This window comes from Vibrio sp. R11-SG3-ISO3-SZ, from assembly GCF_059834345.1.
This window is the reverse complement of the sequence record NZ_JCBDGX010000087.1, coordinates 1-24151: the sequence shown is the minus strand read 5'-3', so window position 1 is coordinate 24151 and position 24151 is coordinate 1. Positions and strand designations below refer to the sequence as shown.

General features: G+C 49.6%; 21 protein-coding genes and 1 other RNA gene. 16 read left to right on the top strand and 6 right to left on the bottom strand.

Annotation, left to right across the window (positions count from 1 at the left end):
• The first annotated feature begins 130 nt into the window (after window positions 1-130).
• On the top strand, window positions 131-595 hold the full coding sequence (locus tag AC6R1O_RS11080) for an Lrp/AsnC family transcriptional regulator (RefSeq protein WP_487903569.1): 465 nt from the start codon (window positions 131-133) through the stop codon (window positions 593-595).
• Between the two features lie 75 nt (window positions 596-670).
• Here AC6R1O_RS11080 and tesB read toward each other — a convergent pair whose 3' ends face one another.
• On the bottom strand, window positions 671-1531 hold the full coding sequence (gene tesB, locus AC6R1O_RS11075) for an acyl-CoA thioesterase II (RefSeq protein ID WP_334550896.1): 861 nt from the start codon (window positions 1529-1531) through the stop codon (window positions 671-673).
• Window positions 1532-1771: 240 nt separating this feature from the next.
• On the opposite strand from tesB, the gene AC6R1O_RS11070 reads away from it, so the two are divergent.
• Window positions 1772-2200, top strand: coding sequence for a YbaY family lipoprotein (locus AC6R1O_RS11070; protein ID WP_500657022.1), 429 nt, complete (start codon window positions 1772-1774; stop codon window positions 2198-2200).
• Between the two features lie 8 nt (window positions 2201-2208).
• Here the strand turns inward: AC6R1O_RS11070 and AC6R1O_RS11065 are convergent, their stop codons facing one another.
• On the bottom strand, window positions 2209-2511 hold the full coding sequence (locus AC6R1O_RS11065) for an MGMT family protein (RefSeq protein WP_500657021.1): 303 nt from the start codon (window positions 2509-2511) through the stop codon (window positions 2209-2211).
• A gap of 51 nt (window positions 2512-2562) precedes the next feature.
• Here AC6R1O_RS11065 and AC6R1O_RS11060 point away from each other — a divergent pair, with 51 nt between their 5' ends.
• The 4 genes from AC6R1O_RS11060 to AC6R1O_RS11045 all read left to right on the top strand — a co-directional run bounded on the left by AC6R1O_RS11060 (window position 2563) and on the right by AC6R1O_RS11045 (window position 6461).
• A complete protein-coding gene (locus tag AC6R1O_RS11060; protein WP_500632533.1) occupies window positions 2563-3300 on the top strand; it encodes a VP0952 family biofilm-associated protein in 738 nt (245 codons plus the stop codon).
• A 157-nt stretch (window positions 3301-3457) separates the two neighbouring features.
• Window positions 3458-5521 carry a GGDEF domain-containing protein gene (locus tag AC6R1O_RS11055; protein WP_500657020.1) on the top strand — a complete coding sequence of 688 codons (2064 nt, stop codon included), beginning with the start codon at window positions 3458-3460 and terminating at the stop codon, window positions 5519-5521.
• A gap of 117 nt (window positions 5522-5638) precedes the next feature.
• An RNA gene (ffs, locus tag AC6R1O_RS11050) (signal recognition particle sRNA small type) lies at window positions 5639-5735 on the top strand.
• A gap of 261 nt (window positions 5736-5996) precedes the next feature.
• A complete protein-coding gene (locus AC6R1O_RS11045; RefSeq protein ID WP_500632535.1) occupies window positions 5997-6461 on the top strand; it encodes a GNAT family N-acetyltransferase in 465 nt (154 codons plus the stop codon).
• Window positions 6462-6503: 42 nt separating this feature from the next.
• On the opposite strand, the gene AC6R1O_RS11040 is transcribed toward AC6R1O_RS11045, so the two are convergent.
• On the bottom strand, window positions 6504-8000 hold the full coding sequence (locus AC6R1O_RS11040) for a phospholipase D family protein (protein ID WP_500657026.1): 1497 nt from the start codon (window positions 7998-8000) through the stop codon (window positions 6504-6506).
• Between the two features lie 736 nt (window positions 8001-8736).
• Between AC6R1O_RS11040 and AC6R1O_RS11035 the strand changes: the two genes are divergently transcribed.
• The 6 genes from AC6R1O_RS11035 (at window position 8737) to AC6R1O_RS11010 (ending at window position 14853) form a co-directional block, all read left to right on the top strand.
• The gene (locus AC6R1O_RS11035) at window positions 8737-10371 is read left to right on the top strand and encodes an ABC transporter substrate-binding protein (RefSeq protein WP_334550882.1); all 1635 of its coding nucleotides are present in this window, start codon (window positions 8737-8739) and stop codon (window positions 10369-10371) included.
• A 74-nt stretch (window positions 10372-10445) separates the two neighbouring features.
• Complete coding sequence (gene oppB, locus AC6R1O_RS11030) at window positions 10446-11366, top strand: oligopeptide ABC transporter permease OppB (RefSeq protein ID WP_334550880.1); 921 nt, start codon at window positions 10446-10448, stop codon at window positions 11364-11366.
• Between the two features lie 15 nt (window positions 11367-11381).
• Window positions 11382-12284 carry an oligopeptide ABC transporter permease OppC gene (gene oppC, locus AC6R1O_RS11025; protein ID WP_334550879.1) on the top strand — a complete coding sequence of 301 codons (903 nt, stop codon included), beginning with the start codon at window positions 11382-11384 and terminating at the stop codon, window positions 12282-12284.
• Between the two features lie 27 nt (window positions 12285-12311).
• A complete protein-coding gene (locus tag AC6R1O_RS11020; RefSeq protein ID WP_334550877.1) occupies window positions 12312-13283 on the top strand; it encodes an ABC transporter ATP-binding protein in 972 nt (323 codons plus the stop codon).
• Entirely contained in the window at window positions 13280-14275 is a 996-nt protein-coding gene (gene oppF, locus AC6R1O_RS11015) for a murein tripeptide/oligopeptide ABC transporter ATP binding protein OppF (protein ID WP_487902387.1), read from the top strand. The genes AC6R1O_RS11020 and oppF overlap by 4 nt, the downstream gene beginning before the upstream one ends.
• Window positions 14276-14430: 155 nt before the next feature.
• Window positions 14431-14853, top strand: a complete 423-nt coding sequence (locus tag AC6R1O_RS11010) for a hypothetical protein (RefSeq protein WP_500629699.1) — start codon at window positions 14431-14433, stop codon at window positions 14851-14853.
• A gap of 71 nt (window positions 14854-14924) precedes the next feature.
• Here AC6R1O_RS11010 and AC6R1O_RS11005 read toward each other — a convergent pair whose 3' ends face one another.
• Window positions 14925-15518 (bottom strand): outer membrane protein, encoded by a 594-nt coding sequence (locus AC6R1O_RS11005; protein ID WP_500657019.1) that lies wholly within the window; start codon window positions 15516-15518, stop codon window positions 14925-14927.
• Window positions 15519-15660: 142 nt separating this feature from the next.
• Here AC6R1O_RS11005 and cydH point away from each other — a divergent pair, with 142 nt between their 5' ends.
• Window positions 15661-15753, top strand: coding sequence for a cytochrome bd-I oxidase subunit CydH (cydH, locus tag AC6R1O_RS11000; protein WP_334550872.1), 93 nt, complete (start codon window positions 15661-15663; stop codon window positions 15751-15753).
• Between the two features lie 8 nt (window positions 15754-15761).
• Window positions 15762-16907: a patatin-like phospholipase family protein gene (locus tag AC6R1O_RS10995; protein WP_500633535.1), complete on the top strand. Its 1146-nt coding sequence runs from the start codon at window positions 15762-15764 to the stop codon at window positions 16905-16907.
• Between the two features lie 104 nt (window positions 16908-17011).
• Here AC6R1O_RS10995 and pyk read toward each other — a convergent pair whose 3' ends face one another.
• Entirely contained in the window at window positions 17012-18454 is a 1443-nt protein-coding gene (gene pyk, locus AC6R1O_RS10990; RefSeq protein ID WP_500631669.1) for a pyruvate kinase, read from the bottom strand.
• 351 nt (window positions 18455-18805) lie between these two features.
• Between pyk and mlc the strand changes: the two genes are divergently transcribed.
• Together mlc and AC6R1O_RS10980 are read left to right on the top strand one after the other, a co-directional pair.
• The gene (gene mlc, locus AC6R1O_RS10985) at window positions 18806-20023 is read left to right on the top strand and encodes a sugar metabolism global transcriptional regulator Mlc (protein WP_500625578.1); all 1218 of its coding nucleotides are present in this window, start codon (window positions 18806-18808) and stop codon (window positions 20021-20023) included.
• Window positions 20024-20136: 113 nt separating this feature from the next.
• Window positions 20137-21084: a chemotaxis protein CheV gene (locus AC6R1O_RS10980; RefSeq protein WP_500625579.1), complete on the top strand. Its 948-nt coding sequence runs from the start codon at window positions 20137-20139 to the stop codon at window positions 21082-21084.
• Between the two features lie 46 nt (window positions 21085-21130).
• Here the strand turns inward: AC6R1O_RS10980 and AC6R1O_RS10975 are convergent.
• Window positions 21131-24151: error-prone DNA polymerase (locus tag AC6R1O_RS10975; protein WP_500657018.1), on the bottom strand; the 3021-nt coding region annotated here is incomplete at its 5' end.

Sequence of the window (24151 nt, the reverse complement as noted above, 5' to 3'; positions counted from 1 at the left end):
TTACCTATTTTTCCTTGTTTTCACTGTCAGCGTAGAATGAAATTCTCCCATAACCCATAACCCATAACCCATAACCCATAACCCATAACCCATAACCCATAACCCATAACCCATAACCCAAGGCCTCACCATGCAACTAGACCGTATCGATAAAACTCTCCTCAACTTGCTGCAACAAGATGCGACGTTGTCGTTGAACGATCTGGCGGACGCGGTGAATCTAACGACGACACCGTGCTGGAAGCGGCTGAAAAAGTTGGAAGAGAGTGGCGTTATAGAGCGTCGCGTTGCGTTGCTCAACCCTGACAAACTGGAGTTGTCGTTTACGGCGTTTGTGTTAGTGAAAACATCGGATCACTCGCATGGCTGGTATAGCCACTTTGTCGAGACTGTGTCGGAGTTCCCTGAGGTGATGGAGTTCTATCGGATGGCGGGAGAGTATGACTACATGATGAAAGTGCTGGTGAAAGACATGCCGTGTTTTGACCGCTTTTACAAAAAGTTGGTCAACTCAGTGGCGGGTATCTCTAATGTCACGTCGACCTTTGCTATGGAGCCCCTGAAATACACCACGGCGTTGCCGATTCAGGGATAGCGTTATGATTAGCAATAACTGGCAGCGCCTGAAAAATAGCGCCGCGCTTGGATGATTCCAAACACGGCATTGGCGTTATTGAGTAAATCGCATCACACCTTCTTGCACCGCAGTGGCGACCAGGTGTCCCTCACGATTGTATATCTCGCCGCGGACTAAGCCTCGGGTATTGCTGGCGGTCGGGCTTTCGATGGCATACAGCAACCAGTCATCCATTTTAAAAGGGCGATGGAACCAAATAGAGTGGTCGATGGTGGCCACTTGGAACTTAGGCGTCATCAAAGAAACACCGTGCGGATGAAGCGCGGTCACGAGGAACCCCCAATCAGAGGCGTATCCAAGCAAATATTGGTGAATCAGTTGATTGTCGGGCATCTCACCGTTGGCACGAATCCAAAGATACTGCTTGGCGTCGACTTTTTGCGGATTTAACGGATTGACGACCGTGACCGGGCGCATCTCAATCGGCTTCTCTCCACAAAATGCTTTTTTCAGCTTCTCTGGCAAGATGTGTTCGATTTGCGCGGCGAGCTCAGACTCGGATTTAAAGTTTTCAGGCCCCGGAATATTCGGCATGGTGTTTTGATGCTCAAAGCCCGGCGCATCACCATGATAGGAGGCGGTTAGGTAGAAAATCGGTCGACCGTTTTGAATCGCTTTTACCCGACGTGTGCTGAAGCTTCGGCCATCGCGCAGGTTTTCCACATCGTAAATGATCGGTTTTTCAGGATCGCCAGGGTAGAGAAAGTAGCTGTGAAATGAGTGCACAGTGCGCGCATCATCCACTGTGTAGCGAGCGGCAGAAAGCGCCTGACCAATCACTTGTCCTCCATAGACTTGCGGTAGGCCAAGATTTTCACTTTGGCCGCGAAACAATCCTTCTTCTAATTTTTCAAGTTTCAGTAGTTCTAGGAGTTCTTTGAGAGGTTTACTCATTGGCAGATCCTTCCCCTTGTCGAGCGGGTTTCATAGGTACAGGTTGACGATAGCGACTATTTTATCGGTTGAGTGATAAATTTAAACAGCTGTATGAAATTGTAGTCAGACTTTTCTGATTTGCGTTAGGTCGCGGTCAACTCTTTCATCAATAAGCACCACTGTGCACAGCCATCGTTTATACTCAAGGCGATTCTCCCGCTTACGTTGGGTTTTTGGCGAACAAATTAAAGAGGCACTATGAAAAAGAATATCACGCATTGGTTTTTAGCATGCACCGCGATATTTGCGCTCGCAGGTTGCCACGCGGGGCAACCGTCGGCGACTGCGCCGAAAATGGAAACAGTCTCCGGTACTCTTGCCTACCGAGAGCGCATCGCACTGCCGAGCGAAGCCTTGGTGACGGTCACGTTGCAAGATGTGTCACTGGCGGATGCGCCGGCTAAAGTGATCGCCAAACAGCAGTTTTTAGCGGATGGGGCACAAGTCCCGTTTGCGTTTGAGCTCAGTTACGATCCAAGCCAAATTGACGCGCGACATACTTATAGCGTCAGCGCAAGAATTGAGGTGGGTGGGAAATTACGTTTTATCTCTGATACCGCGTATCGCGTGATTACCGATGAAGCGAAAACGCAGCAAGTGAATCTAATGCTTAAAGGTGTGCGTTAAACATCGTCTTACGGCTGCCAGCGATAGCGAGCCATTCTTACTCGGCCTTCTGGTGAGACCTCAATGCCCTCTTCAATGAGGGCGTTTTTTTGTCTTTCAAACGCTTCGCCTCTCAGTGAGAGCTTACCTTGACTATTGATGACCCGAAACCAAGGCAGAGATGATCCCTCAGGCAGTTGGCCTAGCGCGCGGCCGACATGTCTTGCGTAACCTGGGTAACCCGCCATTTTTGCGATCTCTCCGTAGGTAGAGACCTTTCCACATGGAATTTGGTGAATCACAGCAAAGATTTGCGCGAGAAACTGGTCCATAATGCTTTTGTCCTAGTTCGATTTTTTCCATGGAATGGATAAGGAGAGAGGATGGTATTGTCTACATTTCAGTTCTTTGTCGCAACACTGCTCGCGGTGATTTGCGCCCGCACCATCAGCATGAGTGAAGGAGACATCCCACTGCTCGCGATGCTCATTCCCGCGCTTTGGATATTGCCTCAAGGCGGTATTGTCGGGTTGATATTGATCGGTGCAATGACGGTTTACGGCTTGACGTTGCCTTATCAGCCGATTGCGTTGTCGGTCAGCCAATGGATACTCTTTCCGCTCTTAATGGTGGTGTTCTCAAAACGCAGCAATATGTGGGTGGTGTTAACCATCGCATTGATTGTCGCAGCGCTGCAAGTCGGCATTATGGTCACACAGGCCGGTGGAAAATTAGAGGGCAGTGCCTTTATCACTGTGCTGCAAACCCTCTCAATATCGGTGGTGTGGTGGTCAGCCAATCACTGGAAACCATCGAATAAACATAGCTGGTGGGCGCTCAGTTTGATCTTGCCCCTGTGGATGGCTGAACTCTCCTACGGCGTGCTGGTGGCACTTTCGCTGACGGGCATGATTGCCTCAATGGAAACATTGACGAAGCTAAAAACACTGCGTTGGGGGAAGTTGCTCTGTTGGACGCTGCCGACCGTCGGATTTGCTGCTTTAGTTGTGTCGCCCAATATTGACGTGCCCAACCCGGTATTTGTGGTGTGGTTTGCCTTGTTAGGCACGGCGTGGATGACCGATTACATCCTTCGCAGTGCGGAAGAAGCAGAGATTTAGTTGCATAGCTCTCACTATAAAATGTTTGGCTAGCAATTACTTGGCGTATGCAACCGAGTGTGCGAGAATCTTGCGTAATTGCAATCTCATGCAAAGGGGTGAGCAGTCTTCACCAGGACTGGTTACTTGGGTTAGTTTTTCGCTAGAGACATGAACAATGTGGTTTAGGTTTTGGCTACGGATGGTCAAACTCGGCCAAGGATTGTGGCTACTGTTGGCGTTGATGGGAGGAGCCCATGCAGCGCAAGAGCAGTATCGGGTCGCGATGGAAGCCGATGACGTCGTCACGAGGACGCTGTTTGATGCAGTGTCGCAGCATTTTTCCATCAAAGTAGAGTATGTACGCTATCCTAGTTTTAGCAGCATCTTACAGTCTGTCGAGTCTGGTGAGAGCGATTTCGCGGCCAATGTCACCTATACACCTGAGCGTGCTCAATACTTCGATTTTTCTGCGCCCACTAACATTGAATACACCTATTTATTTAGCCCCCAAGCCCGCCGTTTAGGGGACGTTCAAGTCGTGGGCGTGCCCAACGGCACGATTTATGGCGAGCTGATTGAGCGCCACTTTCCTGCGATTACCCTCATCGAATACTCGGGCCATCACGAAGCGGTTCGACTACTGAATGCCGGGGAAGTTGACGGCGTTGTTGACGCCATAAACCAGCTTAAGCCGATGTTGCTTTCCGGTTTTGATGCCGAACTGCTGAATGATCAAATCCCCATTAAACCGGTCTCTATCGTGACAACCAAAGGCCAACACGCGGATCTCCTGGCCGCGATAGAACATTACGTCCATAGCGCTAGCGTACAAAAACTGTTGCGTGAGTCGATTCGACAATACCAATTTAATATTCGCAGAGATGCACTACGAAATGTGGCGAAAGAGAGCGGCCTTGACCTTGATCGCCCACTGAGAGTGAAGTTGGAGAATTTTGGTCAGTACGCGACCTATCATGCCGACGGCAGTGTGTCCGGGATCGCAGCTGACGTTTTATTTCAAGTGTGCGACATCTTACTGCTTAAATGTCAGCTTGAGAGTCAAGCCAACGAGACTTGGGAAAGCATGTACCAAGATCTGGTCAATAAGGCTATCGACGTACTTGCACCGGTTGCGGTGCTGGAATCGCGTCGGGGTGAGTTACTCTTTGGTGATTCTTACTACTTCCCTGAAGCGATTTTGGTCAAACGGGAAGAGTACAAGGAGGGCGTCTACAGCAATATTTCTGAATTGATTGCAGAGCGTATTGGCGTGATCAAAGAGGCGGCATCTGAATCACTGCTGAATGTCTTGCTGCCCAACAAGCGCTTTAAGGTCTACAACAATAGCCAAGCGTTGGTGACGGCGCTGCTGAATGGCGAAATCGACTACATCCCCATGACGCGCGGCAGCTTCCATGCTCTGCTGCGTGAGAGCAAAGAGGTGTTGCCACTCGAAGAGGACACCGCGATAGCGCCTTTCTACCGTTCAGAGGTAGCGATGGGCTTTGCAAACAATGAACTCGGAGCGCAATTGGTGCCGCTGTTCAATCAGGCGCTGACGATGATCGACGTCGAGAAAATCATCCACAACTATGATAACCAGCCAGACTGGAAAGCCACGCTGCATAACGAGAAAAGCTTAGCCCAGCAGAACCAAGCATTGTTTCTGTTTGTGCTGGCGTTCTTGGTCATCGTGGCTTATTTCCTCTATAGCCAATCGAATACGGATAACTTAACGCGTTTGAGAAACCGGCGTGCCATGCAGCGTAAATATCGACTCGGGCTCAAATCGCGTGACACCTTGGTCTATTTTGATGTCAACGGCTTCAAAGCCATTAATGATACCTATGGGCATGAAATTGGTGATGAGGTGTTAAAAGCGATCGCCAACCAGATCGTTCGCTACTGGCAAGGCAGCGCTTATCGTATCGGTGGAGATGAGTTTATCTTGATTGGCCAGATGGATGAGGGACAACTGGATATTCTCGCTCAACATGTTGCTGCCTTAACCTATACCTCATGGGATAACAGTGTGTCACTCAACATTACGTTGGCTATGGGTGTTTGCCAAGCGAGTACTCGCTCTCTGACGCTTCAGCAAGCCCTGAATCAGGCGGATCAAGCGATGTACAGCCACAAACGCAAGCAGCGAGAGCGCAGTAGCCAAGGCGCAAAGAGCAAAGCAGCTTGGTTAACTGCTCCGTCAATGGCTGAGCAGCCACAATTGCCTAATGATTAGGCAGTTAAGCCGTTTTTCTTTGATTTGTCTGGTTAACCGCTTGAAATCAGTCAGGCGATGATTAATAATCCCCACACTTCTTAGCGCACAGTCGCAAGAAAAATGAATCAATGGAGGCTCTGGTCCTCCCGCAACAATAGCTTGTGAACTCGGTCAGGTCCGGAAGGAAGCAGCCGCAGCAAGTGACTTGTGTGCCGGGATGTGGCTGGGGCTTCCACCCTTTTGAAGCCTGCAATATATGTCGCATAAATTGCAGGTTTTTTCATATCTGCACAGCATTGGGTTCTGTGTCGCTAGGCGAAGAATTCATCTCACGTATACAGGATATGACAGTCTTCATCAGTTAGCTCATATTTGCCCCTTTTCTTTTTTCGACGAATTCAACAACCACTTGACCAAAGTAACGATTGACTCACTTTCCCTCACCTCACTATGTGGTCAAATTTACTACCGCACTGCAGAGCAACAGATAGCTATGATTACGATACGAGACTACCAGCACTCAGACGCCCTAGAAATGTGGCAGCTGAAGTTCCAAACGATTAGAACCGTGAATATCAAAGACTACACTTTTGAGCAAGTATCCGCTTGGGCTCCGGATGGCTTTGATATGGCGGTTTGGCAAAAGCGCGCAGACGACATGAAACCTTTCGTCGCGGAATTCGAAGGCAAAATAGTCGGCTTTGCAGATTTACAGAAGGATGGGTACATCGACCATTTTTTCTGTCATGCCGAGTATCAAGGCATCGGGGTAGGGCGACGATTAATGGAGCACCTATTTACGAAAGGACGTAGACTAGGCATCAAGCGTTATTATTCTCACGTGAGCATCACCGCCCGTCCGTTTTATGAGCACCTTGGCTTTCGTGTTGTAGCAAAGCAGCAAGTCGATGTACGTGGGCAGCAACTCACCAACTTCATAATGGAAACAACCGGCTAAGATTGGTTGGGCATTGGCCCTAAGTTCGATTTTGTTACTCGCTTATAATTGGCTTTCTATCGGTAGCCATCCGCTGATCCACGCGCCCATTTTTAACCATAGGCTAGCGTCGGGTTCGCTATCGAATTGCACGGACTGCGCGTGATCGAGCCAAATCAGTTCGCCCTCTTGCACGATGACTTGGTACGCCTTCTCATTCAATTTGCTGTACAGCTGCGCTAAAGCGCGCTCCGCGTACTCAGGTTGTTCGAACAGTACTGCCAACTCGGTATTGAGTTCCGCAGAGCGCGGGTCAAGATTCATCGAACCGACGGCAATTTTGCTCCGATCGAGTACGATGACTTTGGCATGTAAGCTGGCGTTGCTGCTGCCCTTGATGCTCCAACTGTTGTCGATGTCTGCTGTCGCTTTAACTTCCCAAAGGGTAACGCCGCCTTCAATGAGCGCTTGGCGATATTTCGCATACCAACCGTGAACGGCGAAAACGTCATTGGACGCGAGACTGTTGGTAATAATCGTCACTTCAATCCCTTTCTCAACCGCTGAAATCAAGGCTTGTGTGCCAGATTCTGTCGGGACAAAGTAGGGGGAAATCAAGACCAACTCACTCTCTGTTTGGCTAAGAAATTGTGTCAATCCGCTTTTTAGTGGCTCGCCTTGTCCTAGCACTTTGTTTGGCGAGTCGTAGATAAGCTGCGCTTTACCCCAGAAAAGCGAGAGTTCTGCGTTAATAAGCTTTTGATAAAGAGGTAATTGGCTAAAGTCGTATTGGCCCTGCGTGAACTGCTCTTCGATTTTAGAGCTTGTGACCCAATCTGAGATGGCTTCAGAGGTGAGCGGTGTGTGATTTGGGTAAATCCACTCCATCGGGATAGCGAAGTCGCTGTTCCAATATTCATCGAACTGCTCACTCACCGCTGCGACGGCTTCACCGTGCATCAACAGATCAAAGTCGCCAAACTCGACATCCGATTGAAATGAAAAGTACTCATTGCCAATGTTTCGCCCGCCAATCACTGACGCGACATTATCTGCCGTGAGTGATTTATTGTGCATGCGGTGGTTAAGACGGTCAAAATCACTGAGGAAGGCCGCGCCGCGCGCTGTGCGATATTGGTGAGGATTGAATAGACGAATCTCGATGTTTGGGTGCGAGTTGATGTAAGCCATGACCTTGTCATCGCGCTTTTGCATGTCGTCTAACAATAGGCGAACTCGGACGCCTCGCTCGGCGGCGATGAACAATCGCCAACTGAGCAGTTGGCTGGTTTCGTCGTCACGGAAAATATAATACTGAAGATCTAAGCTTGCCTGTGCGGATTCAATCAGCGCCAATCGAGTCAGGAGAGCGTCGTGGCCATGCTCTAAAGGATAGAATCCTGTCTCTCCCGGCGTCTTTTTCGAAAGGGCAGAGAAATAGTGATCTAAGGGCGAGTTATGCTGATATGGAAGGGCGGTGCTGGTGGTCTTCTCATTATGGGTGTCAGGTGACAGGGAAGTACACGCCGTCATGGCGATCATAACTAAGCTAATCAACATCGTTTTAAATAAAGAAGACAAAGCCAGCGCCTGTTCAAAACCGATAGATACCCTTGAGTGTAAATGAGTCACGCTGGAGAACTTGCTATTTTGCGTTTTTGAGATGGATAAGTATGAGAGACGTCACATTGGCGGTTTATAAAGCATTCCACGCATTCGCCACGACGATGAATAGCTAAAAAACACACAAAATAAAGCTCTAAATTTATCAATTTAGAGTGGGCTATTGACTGACGTGTTGAGCATTGGCAGTGAGTTATTTATTTCGTGAATGATCACTTTTGGCGCAGGTTGACTAAATAGGTGCATCATGGTGATTCGCTTCACAGAACCTCTCATCGGATAAGCGATTTGTAGTTAAGTAGTCGCCACCTTTCATAACTAATGTTAAATTTTCTGCACGCTTTCTAGCAGATGATGCTAGATGCTGGTGTTTATTTAGACTAAAAGGCGCATTAGTCTGTCTGCAGATGTAAAGAAATGCCAACTCTCTGGCAAACGTTTACGTATGCAGAATTATATGCCAATTCATTGATATGATCGTGGAATATTACGGTTGAATGCTACAAATTTATGGCAAATTGCTTCAATGGTTGGTAATGTGTGCCGCAATCTTTGTGGGGTTATTAGGTGATTATTGGTCGAATTTTGGGCTAAAAAAACCTAAATCACTGGCCGTTCAAGTGAAAACCACAAAGACGTCATGGATGCAAAAGAAAAACTTGGAGTTTTACTCATGTACAAGAACAAAATCACACAAGCCCTTCTACTAGGTGCCGGCCTTGCAGTGGCCTCTACCGCAACTTTTGCCGCTGATGTTCCAGCGGGTGTCGAACTAGCAGCAAAACAGGAATTCGTCCGTGGTAACGGTACGGAAGTGGCGTCGCTAGACCCTCATAAAGTTGAAGGTGTGCCTGAGTCTCACGTTCTACGTGATTTGATGGAAGGCCTTGTTATCCAAGATGGCCCGGGTAATACCATCCCAGGTGCTGCTGAATCTTGGTCTACTGAAGACAATCAAACGTTCACATTCAAAATCCGTAAAGATGCGAAATGGTCGAACGGCGATCCTGTCACCGCTTATGATTTTGAATACAGTTTCAAACGCGCTGCTGACCCAATGACTGCGTCTCCTTACGCTTGGTATATCGAATACACCAAGATGAAAAATGCGAAAGACATCATCGCAGGGAAGAAAGACGTGGCTGAGCTGGGTGTGAAAGCCGTGGATGAGCACACGCTCGTGGTGGAGACTGAAGTACCACTGCCATACTTCGTGAAGATGATGGCGCACACCACGATGTACCCAGTACACAAAGCGACGGTTGAGAAGTTCGGCAACGACTGGACGAAACCAGGTAACTTCGTTGGCAATGGTGCGTACGTGTTGTCTGATTGGGTAGTGAACGAGAAGATCGTTCTAGAGCGCAACGCTAACTACTGGGATAACGCCGATACCGTCATTGATAAAGTGACTTACCTGCCTATTGAAAACCAAAATGCGGAAATGAACCGTTTCCTATCGGGTGAAATCCACATGACTTACGAAGTGCCAAATGAGCAGTTCCGTCGTCTTGTGAAAGATTACCCAGATAACGTGGTTGTTTCACCAAACCTATGTACTTACTACTACGGTTTCAACAACCAACGTCCTCCGTTTGACGATGTTCGCGTACGTAAGGCGCTGTCTTACTCGATTGACCGTGACATCATCACTCAAGCGATTCTAGGTCAAGGCCAAAAACCTGCTTACGCATTGACGCACAGCGGCATCACAGGTTTCGCACCTGAGGCGCCAGAGTACGCGACAATGACGCAAAAAGAGCGCGTAGAGAAAGCGAAAGAGCTTCTTGCTGAAGCGGGCTTCGGTCAAGGCAAACCTCTTGATTTCACGTTGCTGTACAACACCAGTGAAAACCACAAGAAGATCGCCGTCGCGGTTCAATCTATGTGGAAAAAATCGCTGGGTGGTTTCGTCAACGTTAAGCTTGAGAACCAAGAGTGGAAAACTTACCTAGACAGCTCTAAGCAAGGCAACTTTGACGTTCGCCGTGCAGGTTGGTGTGCAGACTACAACGAAGCCTCTACCTTCCTAGCGATTGCGATGACTGAAAACGGTTCAAACGACCAGAAATACTCTAGCGAGATTTTTGATAAGGCCATGAACGACGCAGTAAAAGTAGCGAAAACTGAAGAAGAGCGTAACAAGTACTACGCGATCGCAGAAGCTCAGTTGGCACAAGATATGCCAATCGCACCTATCTATCAGTACGTTCAGCCACGTCTAGTAAGCAAACAGCTTGGTGGCTACCCTGATCAAAACCCGCAAGACAATATCTACTCAAAAGACATGTACATTATCAAAAAGTAATCCTTGAGTAAGATATCCAGTGCGCTGATAGCCCGCGTTATTAGCGCACTGTTTTTTTAGATGTGAGATGTTTTATGTTAAAGCTAATTTTCTCTCGAATTTTGGAAGCTATTCCAACCTTACTTGTCCTAATAACCGTATCGTTCTTCTTGATGCGGTTTGCACCGGGTAACCCTTTTTCTTCAGAGAAGACACTGCCTCCTGAAGTGATGCAAAATATCAACGAGAAATATGGCTTGGATAAGCCTCTATTTGAGCAATACACCACCTACTTAGGTAATATTCTTCAAGGCGACTTTGGCCCCTCGTTCAAGTACAAAGATTATACGGTGAATGAGTTGGTGTCTGAGGCGCTACCTGTATCGGCAAAAGTCGGTTTCTATGCCTTTATTTTCACTGTGATTGTCGGGGTGGCGGTCGGCACGCTCGCCGCGTTAAAGCAAAACACCTGGCTCGACTATACGGTGATGTCCACCTCCATGATAGGGGTGGTACTGCCGTCGTTTGTTTTTGCCCCTGTCCTTATCTACATTTTCTCGATTGGTCTGGGTTGGTTCCCAGCGGGTGGCTGGAACGGCGGCGCGATTGAGTACATGGTTTTGCCTGTCCTTGGTATGTCCTTTTTGTACATCGCCACGTTTGCGCGTATTACCCGTGGCTCGATGATTGAAACCTTGAACAGTAACTTTATCCGCACTGCACGTGCGAAAGGTTTGAGCTACCGTTACATCGTTCTTAAACACGCACTGAAACCTGCGTTGTTGCCTGTCGTCTCTTACATGGGCCCTGCGTTTGTCGGCATCATTACCGGTTCGGTGGTGATCGAGACCATCTTTGGTCTGCCCGGCATTGGTAAGTTGTTCGTCAACGCCGCATTTAACCGCGATTACTCGCTGGTGATGGGAATTACGATTTTGATCGGTTTCCTCTTCATTCTTTTCAACGCAGTGGTAGATATTCTCCTTGCAATGATTGACCCGAAAATTCGCTACTAACAGGGAAGATTGGTTATGTTAACGAAAAAAGAGAACCTCGAAGCGGTCGAGAAGTTTGCAGAGAATTTGGAAGTCGAAGGCCGCAGTTTGTGGCAAGACGCCCGTATTCGTTTTATGCGCAACAAGGCGGCAATGATCAGCCTGTGCATTTTGTTTGTGATGACCTTAGCGGTGATCTTCCTGCCTATGATTGCGCCGTACACATTCGATGATACCGATTGGTACGCGATGCACGTTGGCCCAAGCGCTGAGCACTGGTTTGGTACCGACAGTCTAGGTCGTGACCTCTACGTACGTACGCTGATTGGTGGCCGAATCTCACTGATGGTGGGTGTACTCGGCGCCTTGGTGGCGGTTCTGATTGGTACCCTCTATGGCGCAACCTCTGGGTTTATCGGCGGTAAAGTCGATAGAATCATGATGCGTATTTTGGAGATCCTTTACGCGGTGCCATTTATGTTCCTCGTGATCGTATTGGTGACCTTCTTTGGCCGAAATATCATTTTGATTTTCGTCGCGATTGGTGCCATTGCTTGGCTGGATATGGCGCGTATTGTGCGTGGTCAAACTTTGAGCCTACGCAGTAAAGAGTTCATTGAAGCGGCACACGTCTGTGGCGTCAGTAACTGGAAAATCATTACGCGTCATATCGTGCCAAACGTACTGGGTATTGTGGCGGTTTACTCCACACTGTTGATCCCAAGCATGATTCTGACTGAATCTTTCCTTTCATTCCTTGGTCTAGGTGTACAAGAGCCGATGACAAGTTGGGGCGCACTTCTACAAGAAGGCTCGCAAACGATGGAAATCGCTATTTGGCAGCTGACTTTCCCAGCCGCGTTCATGGTGGTGACCTTGTTCTGCTTCAACTACGTTGGTGACGGTCTGCGCGATGCGCTTGATCCTAAAGACAGATAATTAAAGAGAAAGATTAAGGAAGCAATGATGAGCTTATTAGATGTCAAAGATCTGCGCGTCGAATTTACCACGCAAGATGGTATCGTCACCGCAGTTAACGATCTGAACTTCTCACTCAACCAAGGTGAAACACTGGGTATTGTGGGTGAATCAGGTTCAGGTAAATCGCAAACGGTTTTCGCTATCATGGGGCTGCTGGCCAAAAACGGCATCATCTCAGGTAGTGCTAAATTTGAAGGCAAAGAGATCCTCAACTTGCCAGAAAAAGCGCTCAATAAAGTGCGCGCTGAGCAAATTGCGATGATCTTCCAAGATCCTATGACGTCACTGAACCCTTATATGAAGGTCAGTGATCAGTTGATGGAAGTGCTGATGCTGCACAAAGGCATGGGCAAGGCCGAAGCGTTTGAAGAGTCGGTCCGCATGTTGGAAGCGGTGAAAATCCCTGAAGCGCGTAAGCGTATCACCATGTATCCGCACGAATTTTCAGGCGGTATGCGTCAGCGTGTGATGATCGCAATGGCGCTATTGTGTCGTCCTAAACTGCTGATCGCTGATGAGCCGACGACCGCTCTGGATGTAACAGTTCAAGCGCAGATCATGGATTTGCTTAACGAGCTAAAACAAGAATTCAACACCGCCATTATCATGATCACGCACGACTTAGGTGTGGTTGCAGGTTCATGTGACAAAGTGCTGGTGATGTACGCAGGCCGTACCATGGAGTACGGTAGCGTGGATGAGATCTTTTACAACCCAAGTCACCCTTATGCAGAGGGTCTGCTCAAAGCGATTCCTCGCCTGGATACCGAAGGTGAGGTGCTGCCCACCATTCCTGGAAACCCGCCAAACTTGCTACGTCTGCCGACCGGCTGTCCGTACCAAGAGCGTTGCCATCGCGTGATGGATCGCTGTAAGCAAGAAGCGCCAATCCTGACGCCATTTGGTCAAGGTCGTCAACGCGCGTGTTTTTCTGATTGGGAGGCTTGGACGAAATGAGTGCAGATAAAAAAGTCATTCTAGACATTTCAGAGTTGAAGGTGCACTTCAATATTGCCGCAAAATCGGCGTGGCCATGGGCCAAACCTTCAACGCTAAAAGCGGTGGATGGTGTTAACGTGCGTTTGTACGAAGGCGAAACGCTCGGCGTAGTGGGCGAATCTGGCTGTGGTAAATCCACCTTCGCCCGTGCCATCATCGGCTTGGTCGAAGCGACCGACGGTGAAGTGGTGTGGCTTGGGCAAGACTTGACCAAGATGAAAGAGGTCCAGCGCCGTGAAACGCGTAAAGAGATCCAGATGATTTTCCAAGATCCGTTGGCGTCGCTTAACCCGCGAATGACCATTGGTGACATCATCGCCGAGCCGCTGGAGACTTTCTACCCAGATCTCTCCAAAGAGGAAGTGAAGCAGCGCGTTAAAGAGATGATGAAGAAGGTCGGTCTGCTGCCTAACGTGATTAACCGTTATCCTCATGAGTTCTCGGGTGGTCAGTGTCAGCGTATCGGTATTGCCCGTGCGCTTATCTTGAATCCAAAGATGATCATCTGTGATGAGCCGGTATCGGCGCTAGATGTATCGATTCAGGCTCAGGTTGTGAACTTGCTGAAAGAGCTGCAAAAAGAGCTGGGTTTGTCACTGGTGTTTATCGCCCACGATTTGTCGGTGGTCAAACACATTTCTGATCGCGTGTTGGTGATGTACTTGGGTAACGCAGTGGAGTTGGGTGAAGCTCACGCGCTGTTTGATAACCCGAAACACCCTTACACACGCGCACTGATGTCGGCGGTGCCGATTCCCGATCCCAAGTTGGAACGTGAGAAGCAGATTGAAATGTTAGAAGGCGATCTGCCATCACCGATCAGTCCGCCGTCTGGTTGTGTGTTCCGCACCCGCTGTCCACAAGCGACTGACGCGTGTGCTAAGACTAAGCCAACCATTCAAGGTAGCGATGTGCACGCAGTGTCGTGTTTGCATGTGTCCGTCTCATAATTGACGTATTATGCAAGTAAACTCCCAATGCCAGTCTGATGACTGGCATTGTTGTCTCTAGCCCTTTGTTATTAGGTTCTGACGTTTTCCTGACACCTGATAGGCACTTTTGACGATAATTTCCTGCAGAACTTAAACCGCTAAGGAACTCATCAATGAACAAGAGAAGCGTTAGCATGGTAGGGGGCACGTTGGCAGTATTGCTTGGCTCTTCCGTAGCCATGGCAAACCCAGATAAAACCCCAATTTCGGTCGGTATGGCGTACGATCAAGAGCTTAGTGCGGTATTGGAGCTCGATAATCAATACCGTTTCACCCTTGGCAATGATGGTGCTGCATTTGACTACCTGATCACCTCTGGTCGTTTTGATGGCAATGCCCCAATCTCTTGGTATGTCGGCGTTGGTGGTTGGAGCGAGTGGGATCACAAAGAGTTTGGTGTGCGCGTGCCACTGGGCTTGAAATGGGATCTGGGCAAAGGTTGGGATCTTTACGGCCAACTCCACCCAGAGCTTGACCTATACAGTGGTCCTGAACTGCAAATTGGCGGCGCACTCGGCATTAAGTACAACTTTTAAGCGCTCCAATTAGACTCTCTACGCCACCGCTTTGTCGGTGGCGTTTTTATACCTGCTCGATATTGAGAATCCTAGAATCGCCACGTGAGCCCGATGTTGGCGGAAAATTGATTCATCCAATCGGTCTTAAAGCGAATGATGCACTGTTCGCTGCCATCGCTGGGTAGATTGCACATCCCGCTGGTATCGTTGTCCACTACAGTCCCGAGCCAGCGCACTTGCGTGTTAACAGAAAGTTGCGAGTTGAACTGGTAATCAAAGCCACCAAAGATCGAGGCGGAAAACCCATAGTGATCATCCACCCATTGGGCATCCATGTAGGACGCGCCCAAACCGACGCCAACGTAGCTCGACAGCCCCGGATTCAGGGGATAGTAAATACTGCTCTGAAAGTGAAGATAGTGAGTGGTCGCTCGCTCTGAAATCTTGTCTACATCGGTCGACTGCGTGGCGTAAAAAAGGCCGATGCGTCCCTTATCTAGCGTATGCTCTAGGCTAAAGGCATAGCTCTCTGACGGTTTGAGATCGTAGGTTTGCCCGTTTTGGTCTTCTAATTCGCCGCCCAGTGTCACACCTAGCCAAGGGGTGAGGAAAGTCTCGGCGTAGCTGATGGAGGGTAGGGTGCAGAGTAAAAGCAAGGGAGTGAGCAAGCGCAGACAAGTCATGAGCGGTTCCTTATCGAGAATCTAATCGCAGTGGGATAAGGCAATTGTGACGCTAACGCCATAATTAAACACAAAAAAGATGTGGTATTTGAAGATACTTCACAGAGGTGTTATTACTTTGTTAAACAACAAGGAGATGTCTATGGAACACGATCTCAAATTTGCCCTCATCATCGTCGCGACCGTCTTTACCGTGTTAATTGGCTATGGACTTATCGCGATCAATGCGGCTTAACCGCCATCATGAACAACAGCGGATGCATTACTAATGCTGCTGTCGAGTTAGACGAATCCCGACTCGCCAAATATACCGGCGGCAAAAACGCTTTGGTTGCCCAAGGGGGCGGCCAAAGAGGTATCTTCACTGCCGGTGTACTTGATGCTTTTCTTCTTTCCAATTTTGACCCGTTTGATACCTTCTATGGCACCTCAGCTGGTGCGTTGAACTTGTGTGCGTACCTCTGCCGCCAACGCGGAATCGGTCGCTCTTTCATCTTAGATTTGACCACGGATCCGCAGTTCTTCAATCTTTTCGGTTACATCCGCCGCAAACAGTACCTTGGGCTAGATTGGTCTCTGGATAAAATCAGTGATTACCCCTACCGGTTGGATGTCGATTTAGGGCGCAAAGTGCTGGGTAAGCGTGATGCCTATGCGGCGGTCACGGATACGCATCATCTTCTCGATCACTATTTACCCATGTTAAAAGACGATTGGAAAAAGGTGCTGATTGCCACCTGCGCGATTCCAAGGCTCTACCCCAATACAGTGGCATTTGATCATGGAGAATACGTGGATGGCGGCGTGTCGGCGTCGATCCCGGTGCAAGAAGCGTGGCGCAAGGGCGCTCGATGCATTGTCGTGATCCGCACCGAAGGGGATGATCTTGCCGTGGAGCCCACTCCTCTTGCACAAACAGAGAAAGTTGAGTGGTTTCGTGACTCTTTCAATCTGATTCAAGAGCAGTGGCAGCAAAAGCTGTCGCAATGGAAGTTGGATTGGGGCGCGTTTTTGTCGGAAAAGGTGCAGAAAAACAAACAGCTGCAAATCCAAAAACAGGGCTTTGAGGCGCTCAATGGTGGGCGTTGGTTGTTTGGCGCCGACGATGTGTACCGTTTGAGTCACTTGCTGGGCGATAAGTTTGACTCTCATTTAGCCGATATGCTGATGGTGCACTATCAAACCTACGCCTTGACGCAAGATTTCCTTCATTCGCCACCGGATGATTGTTTTATTGTGCAAATTAAGCCCGATAAACCTTTGCAATCGAATTCGCTGATGAGCGAGAAATCCGCATTAGAACACGATTATCAACTCGGTTTAGAGGCAGGTTATCGATTCGTCGAGACCTTCGCCCGATGCAGTGAGCAGCGCTTGTTCAGTGTTTAGAGGTGCAGGCGAGTTAAGCGAGAAGAGGTTTAAAGTCGGCCAGTAAACCGGCTCAGCAAATAAACAATCAATAGGGAGCATCGCTCCCTATTGGCGTTCTTTGGCTAGGCTTTCAAGATGCGCATGCAGTTGGTCGAGCCCACCACATCCATCACATCGCCGAGCGTGATCAACACTAAGTCGCCCTCATCGAGTAACCCTTTTTCTTTGAGCGTATTGACCGCGGCTTGAGCGGTGTTAAAGCCCGTGTCGCCTTTGTAGTCAAAGAAAATTGGGAACACGCCACGGTAAAGGGCGCTGCGATTTAGCGTATCTTCGTTGCGAGAGAGAGCAAAGATGGGCAGCCCTGAGCTTGGACGAGACATCATCAGTGCGGTGCGGCCAGATTCAGTCAGGGTAATGATGCCTTTAACGCCTTTGGTATGATTGGCGGCGAACATGGTGCTCATCGCGACCGCTTCTTCGGCGGATTCAAATTCTGAATCGACTTGGAATTGACTGCGATTGATGGAGGCGACACGCTCGGCACCCAAACAAACTTCGGCCATCGAAATCACGGTCTCAAGAGGGTATTTACCCGCTGCGGTTTCCCCCGAGAGCATCACTGCATCGGTGCCATCCAGTACCGCGTTGGCCACATCCATGACTTCCGCTCGAGTGGGCATCGGGTTTTCCATCATGGATTCCATCATCTGCGTCGCGGTGATCACGGTGCGGTTCAGGCTACGAGCACGGCGAATCAATTGTTTTTGTACGCCGACCAGCTCAGGATCACCGATTTCCACGCCTAAATCGCCCCGAGCGACCATGACGGCATCGGAAGCGAGAATGATGTCATCGATGTTCTCAAGGCTCTCCACCGTTTCAGCGCGCTCAACTTTTGCGACCAATTTGGCGTTGAGCCCGGCATCTTTTGCGAGACGTCTGGCGTACTTCATGTCTTCGCCGTTGCGTGGGAACGACACCGCGAGGTAATCGACATTGATTTCTGCCGCAAGAAGAATGTCCCGTTTGTCTTTTTCGGTTAAGGCGGCGGCCGACAAGCCGCCCCCTTTTTTGTTAATGCCTTTGTTGTTCGAGAGCGCGCCGCCGATGGTCACTTCGGTGCGCACCTGCTGGCCGGATACGCCAATCACTTTGAGTTGCACTCGGCCATCATCAAGAAGCAGGATATCGCCGGTGGTGACGTCATCTGGCAGCGCTTTGTAATCCAAACCGACGGCGTTTTTGTCACCTTCACCTGCAGGCAGGTCGCCATCGAGAATAAAAATGTCGCCCACATTGAGGTGCACTTTGCCCTCTTTGAAGGTTGAGACGCGAATTTTAGGGCCTTGTAAGTCACCCAAAATGGCAACATGTGTGCCCAATTTGGCGGCGATATTGCGGACTTTGGTGGCGCGATCTCTATGATCTTGAGCCGTCCCGTGCGAGAAGTTCATTCTCACCACATTGACCCCCGCTTGCAAAATGGCGTCTAAGATACCGGGTTGGTCGGTTGAAGGTCCGAGGGTTGAGACGATTTTTGTTCTTCTCTGGATGATGGTCATTGAACTCTCCTTGCAAGGCGTTATTCGCCAGACTCGCTTTCTCCAAGCGCTCGATGATGTCTGTGGTCGATAAATTAAGTGTTTGAGAAATTAAGTCCCTGATAACTTAAATGCTCGATGAGATAAGTTCCCTATGAGATAAGTATATACGCTGTTTCAAACTTGAGGATGGAGACATATTTATTAATGCAAAAAAATAACACTAAGGGGGCAGGAATCGTTTTGTGATTTGACTCGGGACACAAACAAAACGCTTTATACGTGATGCTGGTCACGGCGATTCATCAAAGCTCTTCACAATTAGTTCGCAAAGTAAAAAAATTACCAGGTTACTGATATTTGGAGCACTCTATGTACATGGCTCAACCTGGCCATATTGATCATATCAAGCAGGTCAACGCTGGCCGTGTCTACAAACTGATCGATCAGTTCGGCCCTATTTCTCGCATCGACTTATCCAAGTTGAGCGAGTTAGCACCAGCGAGTATCACCAAGATTACTCGTGAGCTGATAGAGGCGCACCTTATCCATGAAACCACAGTGCAAGAAGCCACCAGTCGTGGTCGACCTGCGGTGGGGCTTCAAGTCAATAACGAAGGCTGGCAATTTCTCTCGATGCGTCTTGGTCGCGGTTATCTGACCATTGCACTGCATGAGCTGGGTGGTGATGTCCTCATCGATACCAAAATCGATATTCACGAGACAGACCAAGACGACGTGCTCGCGCGACTTTTACATGAAATTGACGAGTTCTTCCAAACCTACGCCGATCAGCTTGATCGCGTCACCAGTATTGCCATCACGTTGCCGGGCTTAGTGAACTCTGAGCAAGGCGTCGTGCTGCAAATGCCGCACTATCACGTCGAAAATCTAGCCCTAGGCCCAGAGATCTTTAAAGCTACGGGTTTGCCTGTGTTTATTGCCAACGATACCCGAGCTTGGGCGCTGGCAGAAAAACTGTTTGGTCACTCACAAGAGAACGACAACTCGGTACTCATCTCGATTCACCACGGCCTCGGGGCTGGGATCGTTTTGGATGGCCGTGTTTTGCAAGGTCGTCACGGAAACATTGGTGAGCTTGGCCACATTCAGATCGACAAAAACGGTAAGCAGTGTCACTGCGGCAACCGTGGTTGTTTAGAGACCGTTGCCAGTTCACAAGCGATTCGTGATGAGGTGACCGAGCGTATCGCCAATGGTGAAGAGTCATCGCTCTCATCGATTGATGAAGTGTCGGTTGAAGACATTTGTGAAGCAGCGGCGAACGGCGATCCATTGGCGGTGGATGTCATCCAAAAGTTGGGGCGCTACCTCGGCTCTGCGATTGCGATGGTGATCAATTTGTTCAACCCCGAGAAGGTGTTGATTGGCGGCGCCATTAACCAAGCCAAAACCATTTTGTACCCGGAAATCCAAACCTGCATTGAAGAGCAGAGTTTGCCTGTCTATCATCAAGATTTGGAACTGGTGGAATCGCGCTTCTACAAACAAGCGACCATGCCGGGCGCGGCGTTAATCAAACAGGCGCTATACGATGGCCTGCTGTTGATGAAAGTCATTGAGGGTTAACGCACGTCATCTCATAGCCAAGCTTTATCTTTTCCACTTTCCCATATAATCTTGAAAAGGGACGGGGTGAATTCCCTAGTTAATTTGTCTTAATACATTGGTTGAGAAGTAGTATGTCTGGAGTATTAAATACCGTAGATCAGCGCACAAACTTGGTGGGTGAGAACCGACTTGAGTTGTTGCTGTTTAGCCTCAACAGTCGTCAAATCTTCGCGATCAATGTGTTTAAAGTGCGTGAAGTGATCAAAGTGCCGCCATTGACCAAAATGCCCGGCTCTCATTACAACATCACGGGTGTCGCATCACTGCGTGGTGTCTCTGTGCCCGTGATTGATCTGCGCGCTGCCATTGGCTTCCCGCCTTCTCGTCTTGAAAATCAAGAAGAAAATCTCATCATCACCGAATACAACCGTACTGTGCAGGGCTTCCTAGTAGGTCAAGTGCGCAATATTGTTAACACCGCATGGAGTGAAATTCAGCCGCCACCGAAAACGGCAGGACGTGCGAACTACCTGACAGCCATTACACATGTGCAAGAAGACAGCCAGCAGAAGATTGTCGAAATCATCGATGTAGAAAAAGTGCTGGCTGAGATCATTGACTACGACGTCTCCATTTCCGAAGGCGTACTGGATGAAGAGTTGTCGACACAAATGGTCGGACGCAACGTCTTGATTGTTGATGACTCCTCGACGGCGCGCGCTCAGGTGAGAGGAACCTTGTCGCAGCTGGGCCTTAATATCATTGAGTGCCGCGATGGCCTTGAAGCGTTGAGACTGCTTAAGTCTTGGGCTGATGAAGGCAAGAATGTGGTTGAAGACTTGTTGCTGATGATCACCGATGCCGAAATGCCAGAAATGGATGGCTACAAACTCACCTATGAAATCCGTAACGATCCGCGTATGAAAGATCTCTACGTGACCTTGAACACCTCGCTCAGTGGCAGCTTTAACGAAGCCATGGTGAAAAAAGTGGGTTGCGATCGCTTTATCTCCAAGTTCCAACCGGATTTGCTGGTGGAAGTGGCGCAAGACCGTCTGCGCGATGTACTGAGCAAGTAAGTCTGACTTGTTGTGACCTTTGGGTTTGATCTGACGGGCTCACCATTTAATGAAAATCTCGCGAGCGGCTGTTTAAGTCTGCCAGTTGCTCGGTCATATCCTCTAAGCGCCCAGCGATGACATGTGTGACGTCGCCTTCGCGTTCTAAAATCCCTTTGACTTTGAGTATCTTGGCGGTCAGGTAAGCGTTTTTTTGCGCTCTGGCGGTCGCTTGCCACACTACAACATTGATATTGCCGGTATCGTCTTCCAGAGTAAAAAAAGTCACCCCAGCGGCGGTTCCCGGGGATTGCCTGCCCGTCACCACACCCACCACGGTGACTAAGGACTGATGCGGCTTTTGTACCAGTTGATTCATCCGCGTAAAACGGCCTAATCGCTGAGCGTTATCCAGCAGTGTGATGGGGTGGCTGTGCAGCGATAGCCCTGTGGCAGCGTAATCTTCAAGTAAGGTTTGCACATCGCTTGGGGCAGGCACCGGCGCGGCTTGCTCATCATTGAGGTGGCGAAACAGTGGCAAGTCATTGAGCGAGTCCATCATCGCCCAGCGGGTATGGTAGCGGTTGTTGGCAATGGTGTGCATGGCGTTGGCTGAGGCCAGTGCTTCGAGCTCTTTCTGGTTTAAGCCAATGTGTTTGAGTTGACTTGGATGGTGAAAGTGTCCGTTATGGCGCGCTTTGAGTACCTGCTTAGCGCTGGTTTGACTAAAGCCTTTGATGAGGCGAAAGCCCAGCCTTAGGGCCAATCCGTGCTCATCGCGTACGACCTGATGGTCATACTCAGAGTGGTTGATACAGATAGGTAACACGCGCAGTTGGTGGCGACGCGCATCTTGGATCAATTGAGAAGGGCTGTAAAAGCCCATCGGCAAGCTATTGAGCAGTGCCGTATAAAAAGCGTAAGGGTAGTGGCACTTTAGCCACGCCGAGCAGTAAGCGAGCACCGCAAAGGAGGCTGAGTGGCTCTCAGGAAAACCGTATTCGCCAAACCCTAAGATCTGGTCAAATAATCGCTCGGCAAACGCTTGTTCATAGCCGCGTGCTAACATGCCCTCAATCAGCTTGGTGCGAAACTTCACCAGATCGCCATTTTTCTTCCATGCCGCCATCGCGCGCCGCAGCTGATCGGCTTCCCCGCCACTAAAGCCGGCGGCCACCATCGCCAGTTTGATCACTTGCTCTTGGAAAATCGGCACCCCCATTGTCCGTGACAGCACCTCTTCTACCTCTTTTGAAGGGTAGGTGACGGGCTCTAAGCCATCACGGCGCTTGAGAAAGGGATGAACCATATCCCCTTGAATTGGCCCTGGGCGCACAATCGCAATCTGTATCACCAGATCATAGTAGTTGGCGGGTTTGAGGCGCGGCAGCATACTCATCTGCGCGCGCGATTCAATCTGAAACACGCCCACGGTGTCGGCTTTTTGAATCATGCGATACACCTTGGGATCATCGCCAAGGCGGGTAATGTCGGCAATCGATAAGTCGCGTCCGTGCCAGCGCTCAATCAAGGCAAAACATTTGCGAATGGCGCTGAGCATGCCCAGTGCTAACACATCGACTTTGAGCAGTTTGAGGCTTTCTAAGTCATCTTTATCCCACTGGATCACGGTGCGATCGGCCATCGCGGCATTTTCGATTGGCACCAGTTCATAGAGTGGGCCCGCGGAGATGACAAAGCCGCCCACATGCTGCGATAAGTGACGCGGAAAGCCCAAGATCTCATTGACCAAGTCGATAAACTGCCGGCCTTTGAGTGAGCCCGGTTGCAGGCCCAACTGTACGATCTGAGCTTGCCAACCTTGGGTGCGATCACGGCGGTTGACGTTGTGAATGAAGTGGTCAAGTTGGCTCTCTTCAATGCCAAGCGCTTTACCGACATCACGCACCGCACTTTTAAAACGATAGGAGATCACCGTTGCGGCGAGCGCGGCGCGTTCACGGCCGTATTTTTGATAGAGGTATTGAATGACCTCTTCGCGTCGCTCGTGCTCAAAATCGACATCAATATCGGGCGGCTCATCGCGCTCTTTACTGATGAAACGCTCAAACAGCACTGAGATTTGTCTTGGGTCAACGGCGGTGATTTCTAAGCAGTAGCAGACGACAGAGTTGGCCGCTGAACCTCGCCCTTGGTAGAGAATTTTCTGGTGCTTGGCAAACATCACCATGTCATGAATGGTGAGAAAGTAAAACGGATAATCGAGTGCTTCAATGAGCGCTAGCTCTTTTTGAATGGTGTGTTCAATCTCTTCAGGAACACCGTCTGGAAAGCGTGCTATTTTGCCTTTTTCTACTAATGCGGTTAGGTAACTCATCGGGGTGTGGCCGTCAGGAATCAGCTCGCTAGGGTATTCGTATTTGAGCTCACTGAGGCAGAAATGGCAGCGCTTAGCAATCCGAACACTCTCCGCTAGCCATTCGGCTTTAAACAGTTTGTTGAGCTTATCTTGGCTGCGCAGGCTGCGCTCTGTGTTGGCGAGCAAATGCGCAGAGACCTGTTCAACACTTTGACCAAGACGAATCGCGGTGAGGACATGTTGCAAAGGCAGGCGTGTTGCGCTGTGCATCAATACGCCGCCGCACGCCGTAATGGGTAAATGAAGCGATTCGGCGAGCTGCTCACAATGGGCTAAGTAGGCGTGATCGTCTTCTTTAAGATGGCGCTGAACACCAATCCACAAGCGATCAGCATGATGTTGATGGAGCCAGCGTCCCCAGCGGCTATCTTCGCTGTGGTGGGTGGGGAGCCAAAGTACAAAACAGTGGCGAACGGACATCAGATCCCACTCTGATAGTTGATATTGCCCTTTCTCTGAGCGCCGACGCGCATTGGTAATAATCCGGCACAGCTCGGCGTACGCTTCACGGCTAGGGCAGAGTAACACCACGTGGCAATGGGGGTTCAACCAAAATACGCTGCCGACAATCAAATGAATCCCGAGTTGGTGCTGCTTAACGGCACTGTAGGCGCGCACCACGCCCGCGACGGAGCACTCATCGGTAATGGCCAGTGAGTGATAGCGAAGAAAATCCGCCTGTAAGATCAGCTCCTCTGCGTGAGAAGC